This window comes from Ensifer sp. MJa1 (assembly GCF_037026475.1).
Lineage (GTDB): Bacteria > Pseudomonadota > Alphaproteobacteria > Rhizobiales > Rhizobiaceae > Ensifer.
The window spans coordinates 172071-183962 of the sequence record NZ_JAKUMO010000012.1; the positions used below are offsets into that span (position 1 = coordinate 172071).

The following is an 11892-nucleotide window of genomic DNA, read 5'->3' on the forward strand; positions in this document are numbered from 1 at the left end:
CCGATATCCTATCGCCCCATCCGGGAGGACAGATCATGGAATGGAAGGGCCGCCGCCAATCCGACAACATCGAAGACCAGCGCGGCGCGAGCCCAGGTGGTGGCAATCCGTTCGGCCGGGGCGGTGGCTTCCGCATGCCTGGCGGCGGAGGTATGCGGCGCGCCGGCGGCGGCATGAGCTTCGGCACCATCATCTTTCTCGTGGCTCTCTACTTCATCCTCAAGGCCATGGGCATCGACATGCTGCAGGTGCTGGAAGGCGGCGGCGGCCAGGTGCAGATGCCCGGTTTCGAGCAGAGCGACGGCTCGCCGGCGCCGCAGGGAACGGCCCAGGAAGAGGAAATGAAACAGTTCATGGCCACCGTGCTTGCCGAAACCGAAGACACCTGGAACGGCATCTTCCAGGCGAGCGGCAAGCAGTATGAAGAGCCGAAGATGGTGCTCTTCCGCGGCCAGGTGCGCTCGGCCTGCGGCTTCGCATCGGCGGCTTCCGGCCCGTTCTATTGCCCCGGCGACCGCAAGGTCTATCTCGACATGAGCTTCTTCGACGAGCTGTCGCAAAAGTTCGACGCGGCCGGCGACTTCGCCCAGGCCTATGTGGTGGCGCACGAAGTGGGCCACCACGTCCAGAACCTGATCGGCGTCCTGCCGAAGTTCAACCAGATGCGTCAGTCGATGAGCGAAACCGAAGCCAACCAGATGTCGGTTCGCGTCGAGTTGCAGGCCGACTGCTTCGCCGGCGTCTGGGGCAAGTACACGCAGCAGAAAGGCCTGCTGGAGCAGGGCGACCTCGAAGAGGCCCTGAATGCCGCCACCCAGATCGGCGACGATACGCTGCAGAAGCGCATGCAGGGCTATGTCGTCCCGGAAAGCTTCAACCACGGCACGTCCGAACAACGCATGCGCTGGTTCAAGCGCGGCTTCGACAGCGGCAAGATGTCGGCTTGCGACACGTTCTCGGGACAAGTCTGAGTTTTCGAACGCATGATCTTAAAGGGCCGGCAGGGATGCCGGCCCTTTGTTTTTGGGAATCAGCGTTCGCTGTCCATGTGGACGAGTTGCGCCTCCGGATAGCGGGCGCCGGCTGCCGCATCGCGCGGTACGGCGCGTTCGATCGCCGCCAGATCATCGGCACCGAGATGAACGTTGCTGGACGCCAGCGCTTCTGAAAGCCGGTCGCGTCGGCGTGCACCGACGAGCGGCACGATATCCTTGCCCTGGGCTGCCACCCAGGCAATGGCGATCTGGGCAACCGACGCGCCCTTGCTTTCGGCGATCTGTCTCAGTGCCTCGACCAGCGCGAGGTTCTTGTCGATGTTGCCCTCCTGGAAACGAGGGCTCATGGCACGGAAGTCGCCCTTGCCGGCCGCACCTTTCTGCCAGTGACCACTGATGAGGCCGCGCGACAACACCCCGTATGCGGTGACGCCGATGCCAAGCGCCCGGCAGGTCGGCAGGATCTCACCCTCGATGCCACGCGAAATCAGCGAGTACTCGATCTGCAGGTCCGAAATCGGATGGACTGCGGCCGCACGGCGGATGGTCTCAGATCCGACCTCGGAGAGACCGATATGCCTGACGTAACCGGCCTTGACCATGTCGGCGATCGCGCCGATGGTGTCCTCGATCGGAACATCCGGGTCGAGCCGAGAGGGACGATAGACGTCGATGTGATCGACACCGAGCCGCTGCAGCGTGTAGGCGAGGAAGTTACGGATGGCCTTTGGTCTGCAATCGTACCCCGACCAGTTGCCGGCGGCATCGCGCAGCGCACCGAACTTGACGCTCAGGATCGCCTTGTCACGCTGTCCGCCCTTCAGCGCTTCGCCGATCAGCATCTCATTGTGGCCCATGCCGTAGAAGTCGCCGGTGTCGAGCAGCGTAACGCCGGCATCGAGCGCTGCATGTATGGTGGCGATGCTCTCGACCCGGTCGGCCGGGCCATACATGCCCGACATGCCCATGCAGCCAAGGCCGATTACTGACACCGAGGGGCCGGTCTTTCCGAGTGAAACGTAGTCCATTGTCGTTCTCCTTCGACAGGGCCGAAATCGGTCGGCCGTTTGCTCGGTCTGTTATTTACATCAGCTCGCAGCGTGCGATAATCCGACCACAAACGAACGGCTTGTACGGATTTTCGCACAATGAACGATCTACCGTTGGCGGACCTCGATGCCTTCACTGCCGTTGCCGCCACACGCAGTTTCCGCGAGGCCGCCCGCAAGCGCGGCGTATCGGCCTCTTCGCTCAGCGAGGCGCTTCGCCGGCTCGAGGCCAGGCTGCAGGTGCGCCTGCTCAACCGCACCACGCGCAGCGTCACCCTGACGGAAGCGGGCACGCGCCTGCTTGATCGGCTCACGCCCGCCCTTGGCGAGATTGCCGGCGCGCTCGATCAGGTCAACGAGATGCGCGACAGCCCGGTCGGAACGCTCAGGCTCAACGTCCCGACCGTTGTTGCTCGCGAAGTCCTGCCGCCGATCATAGGACGGTTTCTGCGCGAAAATCCGGCAATTTCACTCGAGGTGACCGCCGAAGATGGTTTCGTCGATGTCCTTGCCGCCGGGTTTGATGCCGGCGTGCGCTACGAGGAGCGTGTCGAACGGGACATGATCGCCATCCCGATCGGGCCGCGCCGGCAGCGCTACGTCACCGCAGCTGCACCAGCTTATCTGGCCAGTCGCGGCGTGCCGCAGCATCCGCGCGAGCTGCTGGAGCACGCCTGTATCCGTCACCGCTTCACGAGCGGCATTGCGCTCGCCTGGGAATTTGGAGAGAGCGAGGCGGCAATCACCATCGCACCGCCAGCCGTCGTTACCGCCAACACGATCGACCTCGAGCTTGCCGCGGCAATCGCCGGTCTCGGCGTGATTCGCACTTTCGAGGAATTTATCGCTCCACCCGTCGCCGCGGGCCTGCTCACCCCCATTCTCAAGGACTGGACAACAAGTTTCTCCGGACCGTTTCTGTACTATGCCAGCCGCAAGCACATGCCGGCGCCGCTGCGCGCCTTCGTCGATTTTCTCAAGATAGAACACAGACGAATCGAACGCTGACGTCCCCGGTGTCTTGCGGGCGACACATCAATGTTGCAGTTGTTTCCACCAGATAATTTGAGATGTTCACGTATTGTTTCACACAGGATGATCCGTTACACCTAAATTGGTAACGTCGTTCACGTTCTGTCTCCCTCCCGGTGGCAGGCGCTCGGGGGAGGGATAGCATGCTCGACGAGAGGTTTGTTCGGCGTGGTCTGTTCCTCGTCTTCATCATCCTGTTTCTGGATATCATCGGCATCGCCATCATCGTGCCGGTGCTGCCGACCTATCTTGAGGAACTGACCGGCGCCAACGTCAGCGAAGCCGCGATCGATGGCGGCTGGCTGCTCTTGGTCTATGCGGCGATGCAGTTCCTCTTCGCCCCGCTGATCGGCAACCTCAGCGATCGTTTCGGCCGACGGCCGATCCTGCTTGCCTCGGTGCTTACCTTCGCACTTGACAACCTGATCTGCGCGCTTGCCACCAGCTACTGGATGCTGTTCATCGGCCGTGTGCTTGCCGGCATCAGCGGCGCGAGTTTCGGCACGGCATCGGCCTATATCGCCGACATCAGCCATGACGGAAACCGGGCCAAGAACTTCGGCCTGATCGGTATCGCTTTTGGCAGCGGCTTTGCGCTCGGGCCGGTGCTTGGCGGCCTGCTCGGAGAGCTCGGGCCAAGAGTGCCGTTCTATGGCGCTGCCGCGCTCTCCTTCCTCAACTTCGTTCTCGGTGTCTTCCTGCTGCCGGAAACGCTGGACCGTGCACACCGCCGTCGCTTCGAATGGAAGCGCGCCAACCCGCTCGGCGCCTTGAAACAGATGCGCAACTACCCCGGCATCGGCTGGGTCGGGCTCGTCTTCTTCCTGTTCTGGCTCGCCCATTCCGTTTACCCGGCCGTCTGGTCCTTCGTCTCGTCGTATCGCTACGGATGGAGTGAAGGACAGATCGGGCTTTCGCTCGGCGTCTTCGGGATTGGCGGTGCCCTGGTCATGGCCTTCATCCTGCCGCACGTTGTTCCCAAGCTTGGAGAGTGGCGGACGGCGGTGCTGGGGCTGACCTTCACCACGCTTGGCGCCATCGGCTATGCCACCGCCTGGCAGGGCTGGATGGTGTATGCGGTGATCATCGCCACGGCACTGGAAAGCCTTGCCGACCCGCCGCTGCGCAGCATCGCGGCGGCGCATGTGCCGCCATCGGCCCAGGGTGAACTCCAGGGCGCGTTGACCAGCATTGGCAGCATCACCACAATCATCGGCCCGCTGATCTTCACCCAGGCTTTCGGCTACTTCACGGGCCCCAGCGCTTCCGTGACCTTTGCCGGAGCGCCCTATGCGCTTGCCAGTTGCTTCCTCGTCGGCGCAATTCTGGTGTTTTTCCTGAAGGTCCCGAAAAATCGCGCTGTCGGGCCGCAGGAGGAGGTGACGATCGAGCCGGACGAGATCCCGGCAATTGAAAAGGCGGCCCGGGGCGAACTGACGCGAATGCCCGGAAATTGATCAATTTTCGTGATCTATCGATGAAAGTTTGAGCAACCGTGCCCTTGCGGCTGGCTCTTTGCACCGCGGTATTCTATCTCCGGTTTCCTCCCTCCGATCTCCAGTTGCGGCCCGGAGCCGCGCCGATTGCCAGGAAACCGCCATGCTGACCGCCAATACGAGCCTGACGCCGTCGTCGACCGACAATTCCTGGCGGACGCACTATCGCGCGAGCTTCTACCTTGGCGTGCCGTTCATTGGCGCCCAGCTTGCGCAGCTCGCCATCAACACCACGGACGTGCTGATGGTCGGAAAGCTCGGCGCAACCGAGCTTGCGGCGATCATCCTTGCGACCCAGATGTATTTCACCGTCTATGTGTTCGGGAACGGCTTCGCCAACGCCGTGGTACCGATGGCGGCGCAGGCCGTCGGACGAGGCGACAAGGTTTCGGTGCGCCGCTCCGTGCGCATGGGCATGTGGGTCGTGCTGCTCTACGGGGTGCTTACGGCGCCGGTGCTCTGGATGGCCGAATCGATCCTGCTTTTCGCCGGACAGCAACCCGAGGTTGCAGCCCTTGCCGGGGAATATATCCGCATCGCCCAGTGGGCGATCTTCCCCGGCCTCATCTTCATGGTGCTCAGAGCGTTCCTGAGCGGCCTGGAGCGGGCAGGGATCATCCTCTATGTGACGTTGGCGACGCTCGTGCTCAATGCCGCTCTCTGCTACGTCCTGATCTTCGGCCATTTCGGCTTCCCGCAGCTCGGTATCTTCGGTGCGGCGGTGGCTGCCCTTGGCGTTGCCGTCCTCGGCGCAGCACTGACGATCGGCTACATCAAGAGCAAGCCCGAGCTCAACCAGTACGAACTGTTCGTCCGCTTCTGGCGGCCAGACTGGGTCGCCTTCCGCGAAGTCGTCTTTCTTGGCATCCCGATCTCGCTGACGATCCTTGCCGAAGTCAGCCTCTTCACCGTCGCGTCGTTGCTGATGGGAACGATCGGCACGATCGAACTGGCGGCACACGGCATTGCCCTGCAGTTCGCCTCGATCGCCTTCATGATCCCTCTGGGGCTGGCGCAGGCGGCAACGGTGCGCGTCGGCCTTTCCTATGGACGCGGCGACATGCTGGGCGTGCGGCGCGCGGCGATTGCATCGCTTGTGCTCGGCGCTGGCTTTGCCGTCGTCGGCAGCGCGATCTTTGCCTTCTTCCCGAGCCAGCTTGCCGCACTCTATCTCGACACCAACCGCCCGGATGCCGCAGCGGTGCTTGCCTTCGCCGCGCCGCTCATTGTCATTGCCGGCGCGTTCCAGCTCGTCGACGGCATGCAAGCGATCGCCGCCGGCATGCTGCGCGGTCTGAAGGACACCAAGGTGCCGATGCTGCTGGCGTTGATTTCCTACTGGCCGATCGGCTTCGTCTGTGCCTGGGCCTTTGCTTTCCCGTTCAATTTTGGCGGGATCGGCGTCTGGTTCGGCTTCGTCCTCGGCCTTGCCGCGGCGGCAGTGCTGCTGAACTGGCGGTTTTTCCGGATGATCAACGCGATTTCGGCTAAAGCCGACCAGCGCGCCAAAGCACACTGAGGCCGGAAAAAGAAAAAGCCGGACGGGCAGGGGACGCCGTCCGGCTTGCAAAGGCGACCGCATCAGGGGAAGGAATGACGGTCGCTCACTACCCAAGCTTCGATTGCGAAGCTTTGGAGATTGCTTAGACGTTAAAGCCGTCCAGCCTCTCCGAACCCTGACGATCGCGCTGGAGGTCGCGTATCGTCCGGGCGAAATCTACAAGAAACACAATGCTGGTGATCGCCGCGGCGACCATGAAGAGGGTGGCCATCATGTCCTCCCTCAACGCAGGATTTTCTGGGTCACAAGCCGTTGACGCCGGTCACGGGACTCGTCGCGCAGTGCATGTATTGTCGCAAAGAGCATCGCGAAAAACATCGCCATCGAAAACAGAGCAAGTCCCATAGCCGTAATCCTTTCGCGTCCTAAACGGCGGTCGTCTCAAAAAGTTCCGTTGTTTACTGCGCTTCATTTAGCGTATTGCGTGTGAAGCACCCTTGAACATGGCATTCATCTAACATTCATTCTTTCTGGGCCGCTGTTTCCCAGGGAACAGGCTGCAGGCACCCGTACAACTCTTGCGATCCGTCGCCGTCCGTGACAAAAGGCTTCACCAAACGGAAACAGGTGCAATGACCACGGCATTTTATCCCGGCTCCTTCGATCCGATGACGAACGGGCATCTCGACGTGCTCGTGCAGGCACTGAACGTGGCGACGAAGGTTATCGTCGGGATAGGCATCCATCCTGGCAAGGCGCCGCTATTCTCCTTCGACGAACGTTCCAATCTGATCCGGCGCTCGCTCCTTGAGTTTTTGCCGGATAGGGCAGGCGACATCGACGTGGTTGCCTTCGACAACCTCGTCGTCGATGCCGCGCGCGAACGCGGGGCGAAGCTGCTCGTGCGCGGTCTTCGCGACGGCACCGACCTCGATTATGAAATGCAGATGGCCGGAATGAACCGGCAGATGGCCCCCGATATCCAGACCTTGTTCCTGCCCGCAGGCACGGCATCACGACCCATTACGGCCACATTGGTCCGCCAGATCGCGGCCATGGGCGGCGACGTCAGCGCCTTCGTCCCCAAGGCGGTCTACGAAGCACTGCAGGCCAAACGCCGCGCGTGATGCGCGGCCCCAGTTCACCACGCAGGGAGAAACCATGAAAATCCTCCACCTCGCTTTCGCCGGCGCACTCGCGCTTGCCTCCTTTACGGGAACGGCGCTTGCGCAGTCGGCCGACAACGTCATCACGATCACGCTCAAGGACGGCCCCGTCGTCGTCGAATTGCGCCCCGACATCGCTCCGAAGCATGTCGAGCAGATCAAGGCGCTGGCGGCTGCCGGCGAATATGACAACGTCGCCTTCCACCGCGTGATCAAGGGCTTCATGGCCCAGACCGGCGACGTTCAGTATGGCGACATGGAAAACGGCTACCAGCCGCAAGCCGCCGGCACCGGTGGTTCGTCGCGGCCGGACATTCCGGCGGAATTCTCGGACGTCCCGTTTGAACGCGGCACGGTCGGCATGGCCCGCTCGCAGGACCCGAACAGCGCCAACTCGCAGTTCTTCATCATGTTCGCACCGGGCGACTTCCTCAACGGCCAGTACACGGTCGTCGGCAAGGTCGTCTCCGGCATGGAGAACGTCGACAAGATCAAGCTCGGCGACGACGCCAACAACGGCTCCGTCACCGATCCCGACCGCATGATCAGCGTCAAGGTCGGCAAGTAAGTTAACAACAAGGAGAAAACCCATGGCCGAGATCAAGGATCCGGAAAACACGATCATCCTGGAGACCACCAAGGGCAAAGTCGTCATCGAGCTTCTGCCTGACGTCGCTCCGGGTCATGTCGCCCGCATCAAGGAGCTGGCTCGCGAAGGTGCTTATGACGGCGTGGTGTTCCACCGCGTGATCGAGGACTTCATGGCGCAGACCGGCGACGTCCAGTACGGCAAGACCGGCGGCGAGCACTTCAACCCGGCCCGCGCCGGCATGGGCGGCTCCTCCAAGCCGGATCTGAAGGCCGAATTCTCGAACGTCAGCCACGTTCGTGGCACCTGCTCGATGGCCCGCAGCCAGATGCCGAACTCGGCAAACTCGCAGTTCTTCATCTGCTTCACCGACGCACCGTGGCTGAACAAGCAGTACTCGGTCTGGGGCCAGGTCATCGAAGGCATGGACAACATCGACAAGATCAAGCGCGGCGAGCCGGTGCGTGATCCCGATTCGATCGTGACAATGCGGGTTGCCGCAGACGCCTGATTTGCGCTAATGCACGGACCCGCCCCGGTCGCCAAACGCGCCGGGGCGGGTTTGCTTTGTCTGAAGGTAACGATGCGCGTAGAGCTGTTCGACTTCGATCTGCCGGAAACTTCGATTGCGCTGCGGCCAGCCAGTCCGCGCGACAGCGCCCGCATGCTCGTGGTCCAGCCCAATGGTGAAGAGGTTCTCAGCGACCACGGCGTACTCGACCTGCCGGCGTTCCTGAAAGCCGGCGACGCGCTCGTCTTCAACGACACCAAGGTGATTCCGGCGCAGCTCGAAGGTATTCGCCACCGCGGCGAGGACATCACCACACCGGTTTCGTTGACGTTGCACATGCGCGTTGCCCCCGATTGCTGGAAGGCCTTCGCCCGTCCAGCGCGACGCCTGAAGGTTGGCGACCGCATCGCTTTCGGCCACGGTGGCGCAATCTGCCTGCTCGGGACGCTGGATGCGACCGTCGAGGAAAAGGGCGACGCCGGCGAAGTGACCCTGCGCTTCGACCTTTCCGGTCCGTCACTCGACGAAGCAATCATGGCCGTCGGCCACATTCCTCTGCCGCCCTATATCGCCTCCAAGCGCGCCGAGGACGCCCAGGACCGGGCCGACTATCAGACGATGTATGCCCGCGAAGAGGGCGCCGTTGCGGCGCCCACCGCCGGCCTGCACTTCACCCACCGGCTCTTTGCCAAGCTCGACGAGATCGGTGTCGAGAAACACTTTGTCACCTTGCATGTCGGGGCAGGGACCTTTCTGCCGGTCAAGGCCGATGACACCGACGACCACGTGATGCACCAGGAGATCGGCTATGTCGACGCCACCACTGCCGAGCGGCTCAATGCCGTCAAGGCGAGGGGCGGGCGCATCGTCTGCGTCGGAACCACGTCGCTGCGGTTGATCGAGAGCGCGACCTCGGAAGACGGCGTCGTCAGACCGTGGTCCGGCCCGACCGGCATCTTCATCACGCCCGGCTATCGCTTCCGCGCCGTCGACATGTTGATGACCAATTTCCACCTGCCGAAATCCACGCTGTTCATGCTGGTCTCGGCCTTCGCTGGCCTGGAGACGATGCGCGATGCCTACAGGCATGCGATCGAGACCGGCTACCGCTTCTATTCCTATGGCGACGCCAGCCTGCTTTTCCGGAAAAACTAGATGACCGAGACCTTCCAGTTCAAGCTTCTCAAGACCGACGGCAAGGCGCGTCGCGGCGAGGTTTCCATGCCGCGCGGCACGATCCGCACCCCGGCCTTCATGCCGGTTGGCACGGTCGGCACGGTCAAGGCGATGTATCTCGACCAGGTCAAGGATCTCGGCGCCGACATCATTCTTGGCAATACCTATCACCTGATGCTGCGCCCGGGCGCCGAGCGCGTTGCGCGCCTCGGCGGTCTTCACGGGCTGATCCGCTGGCAGGGGCCGATCCTGACGGACTCGGGCGGCTTCCAGGTCATGTCGCTTGCCGGCCTGCGCAAGCTCGACGAGCAGGGCGTCACCTTCAAGAGCCATGTCGACGGCGCGCTCTTCCACATGTCTCCGGAACGTTCGATCGAGATCCAGGGACTGCTCGACAGCGACATCCAGATGCAGCTCGACGAATGCGTGGCGCTGCCGGCCGAGCCGAAGGAAATCGAGCGCGCGATGGAAATGTCGCTTCGCTGGGCCGAGCGCTGCAAGGTCGCCTTCGGCGATCAGCCGGGCAAGGCAATGTTTGGTATCGTGCAGGGTGGCGACATCCCGAAGCTGCGCGAGCGCTCAGTTGAGGCACTGAAAGGTCTCGACCTCAAGGGCTATGCCGTCGGCGGTCTGGCCGTCGGCGAGCCGCAGGAGGTAATGCTGCGCATGCTCGACGTGACCTGCCCGATCATGCCCGTCGACAAGCCACGCTACCTGATGGGCGTCGGTACGCCGGACGACATCCTGAAGTCGGTGGCCCAGGGCATCGACATGTTCGACTGCGTCATGCCGACTCGCTCGGGACGCCATGGCCTTGCGTTTACCCGCCACGGCCGCATCAATCTGCGCAATGCCCGCCACGCCGAAGACATGCGTCCGCTCGACGAGCAGTCCTCGTGCCCGGCAACGCGCGACTATTCGCGCGCCTATCTACATCACCTGATCCGCTCGAACGAGTCGCTCGGCGGCATGCTCTTGAGCTGGAACAATCTCGCCTATTACCAGGAACTGATGGCCGGCATTCGCCTGGCGATCGAGGAAGGTCGGTTCGCCGACTTCATGGCCGAGACCCAGGAAACCTGGCAGCGAGGGGACCTTGCGCCGGTCTGACGGTGGGAGGCGTCCTCCACGCCTCGCGCTACTCAGATGGCTGGCCCCGGCGCCGACGGCAGCATCATCACGCCATTGATCTTGTAGCTACCGTCCGGCTGCTTCACGAGTTCGTAGACGGCCGTCCAGTCCTTGCCGTCGGGGGCCGAAATCAGCACCTCCTGAAGCACCTGATCGCCCACGACCTTTGATCGGCCAAAGGCAAAGTTACCGGGGCGAAAGACGGGCTGATAGCCGCGCTTGACCATGTCGAAGAACGTCGTCTTGTCCGGGAATTTTCCACGGATCGCCGGTGAGGCGAACGAATAGGCGGTCTCTGCGTCATCATGCAGAAAGGCGGCGATCTGCTCCTGGATGATCGATCGCGCGGTGTCGACGGGCTCGTCGGCGCGCGCCGCACTTGCGGCGACAAGCTGGGTCGCCAGTCCGAGGGCAATGGCAAAGGTCCTGAACATCGCGATCTCCATCCAAGCCAGTGTCGATCAAGCATAGGACAATGGAACGCATTGGGAATGGTGCGCCGGGCCAGCGCGCATCTTTTGGAAACTTCTATTCTATTAATATTTAAGTAGTTTCATATGGATGTGAAGTTTTCTGAATGTTGCGTGCCATATATCATAAATTGGTGATATGTGCGAAATCAGCCGGTCGGGCAGGGCGGCGCGACCATGCAAACGTGCGGGAACCGAAAAACGTCGGAGCGTCAGCAGCCTACCCAAACGTCTTTTCGAACCACGCCCGCCACTTGGCCTCGCTGTCGCCCGCTCTTGCCTCGGCGGCATCGCAATAGAGAAAGAGAGACATGCTGGCATTGGCACCGTCGCCAATCGAACAGGTTCCCAAGAAGGTGATGCCGGCTTGAGCAGAGGTCAGGCGCAACAGCAGATAGCGTTGCGTGCGCTCCTTGCTGTACGCGCTCGACGACACCGGTCAGGCTCTCCGGATCGGCTGGGGTCGTGCGTTCCTCGCCGACATTGGCCGCGGCAAGACCGAGTGCCCACGCTGGCCAGAGGATTGCCAGTCGGCGGGTCGTTGATGATCGGTTCGCTGCTGGCCAAACCATTTCTTCTTCGCTTGAGGCCAGAGACGTTCAGGCACATCATGGATGCGTACTTGCTCGGCACGGGTGCCAGCCTGTTGTGGGGTGCTGCAATCTGAGATTTTCTGGACCATCAGAACCCGGGGAGAGCGACATTCCAACTTTGCAGGATCAGGACACTTTAACTTTGCGGGGGAGAATCTAATCCAAGTGCAACATTGACGGGTG

Annotated in this window: 13 protein-coding genes; 9 read left to right on the forward strand and 4 right to left on the reverse strand. The window is 62.2% G+C overall.

Annotated elements, in window-relative coordinates; genetic code table 11:
• Nucleotides 1-35 precede the first annotated feature (35 nt).
• Nucleotides 36-971 carry a KPN_02809 family neutral zinc metallopeptidase gene (gene ypfJ, locus MKZ91_RS17770; protein ID WP_336172385.1) on the forward strand — a complete coding sequence of 312 codons (936 nt, stop codon included), beginning with the start codon at nt 36-38 and terminating at the stop codon, nt 969-971.
• Between the two features lie 59 nt (nt 972-1030).
• On the opposite strand, the gene MKZ91_RS17775 is transcribed toward ypfJ, so the two are convergent.
• Nucleotides 1031-2023, reverse strand: coding sequence for an aldo/keto reductase (locus tag MKZ91_RS17775; protein WP_336172386.1), 993 nt, complete (start codon nt 2021-2023; stop codon nt 1031-1033).
• Between the two features lie 120 nt (nt 2024-2143).
• Between MKZ91_RS17775 and MKZ91_RS17780 the strand changes: the two genes are divergently transcribed.
• The 3 genes from MKZ91_RS17780 to MKZ91_RS17790 all read left to right on the forward strand — a co-directional run bounded on the left by MKZ91_RS17780 (nt 2144) and on the right by MKZ91_RS17790 (nt 6091).
• Nucleotides 2144-3052, forward strand: a complete 909-nt coding sequence (locus MKZ91_RS17780) for a LysR family transcriptional regulator (RefSeq protein ID WP_336172387.1) — start codon at nt 2144-2146, stop codon at nt 3050-3052.
• Between the two features lie 167 nt (nt 3053-3219).
• Nucleotides 3220-4533, forward strand: coding sequence for a TCR/Tet family MFS transporter (locus MKZ91_RS17785; RefSeq protein WP_336172388.1), 1314 nt, complete (start codon nt 3220-3222; stop codon nt 4531-4533).
• A 142-nt stretch (nt 4534-4675) separates the two neighbouring features.
• Nucleotides 4676-6091 (forward strand): MATE family efflux transporter, encoded by a 1416-nt coding sequence (locus MKZ91_RS17790; protein WP_336172389.1) that lies wholly within the window; start codon nt 4676-4678, stop codon nt 6089-6091.
• Between the two features lie 124 nt (nt 6092-6215).
• Here MKZ91_RS17790 and MKZ91_RS17795 read toward each other — a convergent pair whose 3' ends face one another.
• A complete protein-coding gene (locus MKZ91_RS17795) occupies nt 6216-6344 on the reverse strand; it encodes a hypothetical protein (RefSeq protein ID WP_336172390.1) in 129 nt (42 codons plus the stop codon).
• Nucleotides 6345-6705: 361 nt separating this feature from the next.
• Here MKZ91_RS17795 and coaD point away from each other — a divergent pair, with 361 nt between their 5' ends.
• The 5 genes from coaD (at nt 6706) to tgt (ending at nt 10625) form a co-directional block, all read left to right on the forward strand.
• On the forward strand, nt 6706-7200 hold the full coding sequence (gene coaD, locus MKZ91_RS17800; protein ID WP_336172391.1) for a pantetheine-phosphate adenylyltransferase: 495 nt from the start codon (nt 6706-6708) through the stop codon (nt 7198-7200).
• A 34-nt stretch (nt 7201-7234) separates the two neighbouring features.
• The gene (locus MKZ91_RS17805; RefSeq protein ID WP_336172392.1) at nt 7235-7807 is read left to right on the forward strand and encodes a peptidylprolyl isomerase; all 573 of its coding nucleotides are present in this window, start codon (nt 7235-7237) and stop codon (nt 7805-7807) included.
• 22 nt (nt 7808-7829) lie between these two features.
• Complete coding sequence (locus tag MKZ91_RS17810) at nt 7830-8339, forward strand: peptidylprolyl isomerase (RefSeq protein ID WP_336172393.1); 510 nt, start codon at nt 7830-7832, stop codon at nt 8337-8339.
• Nucleotides 8340-8411: 72 nt separating this feature from the next.
• Nucleotides 8412-9494 carry a tRNA preQ1(34) S-adenosylmethionine ribosyltransferase-isomerase QueA gene (gene queA / locus MKZ91_RS17815; RefSeq protein WP_336172394.1) on the forward strand — a complete coding sequence of 361 codons (1083 nt, stop codon included), beginning with the start codon at nt 8412-8414 and terminating at the stop codon, nt 9492-9494.
• Nucleotides 9495-10625, forward strand: coding sequence for a tRNA guanosine(34) transglycosylase Tgt (gene tgt, locus MKZ91_RS17820; protein WP_336172395.1), 1131 nt, complete (start codon nt 9495-9497; stop codon nt 10623-10625).
• 32 nt (nt 10626-10657) lie between these two features.
• On the opposite strand, the gene MKZ91_RS17825 is transcribed toward tgt, so the two are convergent.
• Entirely contained in the window at nt 10658-11080 is a 423-nt protein-coding gene (locus MKZ91_RS17825) for a DUF4864 domain-containing protein (protein WP_336172396.1), read from the reverse strand.
• A 256-nt stretch (nt 11081-11336) separates the two neighbouring features.
• A complete protein-coding gene (locus MKZ91_RS17830) occupies nt 11337-11552 on the reverse strand; it encodes a hypothetical protein (protein WP_336172397.1) in 216 nt (71 codons plus the stop codon).
• Nucleotides 11553-11892 lie beyond the last annotated feature (340 nt).

Bases quoted from the DNA above. Each gene is read 5' to 3' on its own strand.
- MKZ91_RS17805 (WP_336172392.1), top strand. From the start codon at position 7,235: ATGAAAATCCTCCACCTCGCTTTCGCCGGCGCACTCGCGCTTGCCTCC.
- MKZ91_RS17825 (WP_336172396.1), bottom strand. From the start codon at position 11,080: ATGTTCAGGACCTTTGCCATTGCCCTCGGACTGGCGACCCAGCTTGTC.
- MKZ91_RS17780 (WP_336172387.1), top strand. From the start codon at position 2,144: ATGAACGATCTACCGTTGGCGGACCTCGATGCCTTCACTGCCGTTGCC.
- queA (WP_336172394.1), top strand. From the start codon at position 8,412: ATGCGCGTAGAGCTGTTCGACTTCGATCTGCCGGAAACTTCGATTGCG.
- ypfJ (WP_336172385.1), top strand. From the start codon at position 36: ATGGAATGGAAGGGCCGCCGCCAATCCGACAACATCGAAGACCAGCGC.
- coaD (WP_336172391.1), top strand. From the start codon at position 6,706: ATGACCACGGCATTTTATCCCGGCTCCTTCGATCCGATGACGAACGGG.
- MKZ91_RS17775 (WP_336172386.1), bottom strand. From the start codon at position 2,023: ATGGACTACGTTTCACTCGGAAAGACCGGCCCCTCGGTGTCAGTAATC.
- MKZ91_RS17810 (WP_336172393.1), top strand. From the start codon at position 7,830: ATGGCCGAGATCAAGGATCCGGAAAACACGATCATCCTGGAGACCACC.
- MKZ91_RS17795 (WP_336172390.1), bottom strand. From the start codon at position 6,344: ATGGCCACCCTCTTCATGGTCGCCGCGGCGATCACCAGCATTGTGTTT.
- MKZ91_RS17790 (WP_336172389.1), top strand. From the start codon at position 4,676: ATGCTGACCGCCAATACGAGCCTGACGCCGTCGTCGACCGACAATTCC.
- MKZ91_RS17785 (WP_336172388.1), top strand. From the start codon at position 3,220: ATGCTCGACGAGAGGTTTGTTCGGCGTGGTCTGTTCCTCGTCTTCATC.
- tgt (WP_336172395.1), top strand. From the start codon at position 9,495: ATGACCGAGACCTTCCAGTTCAAGCTTCTCAAGACCGACGGCAAGGCG.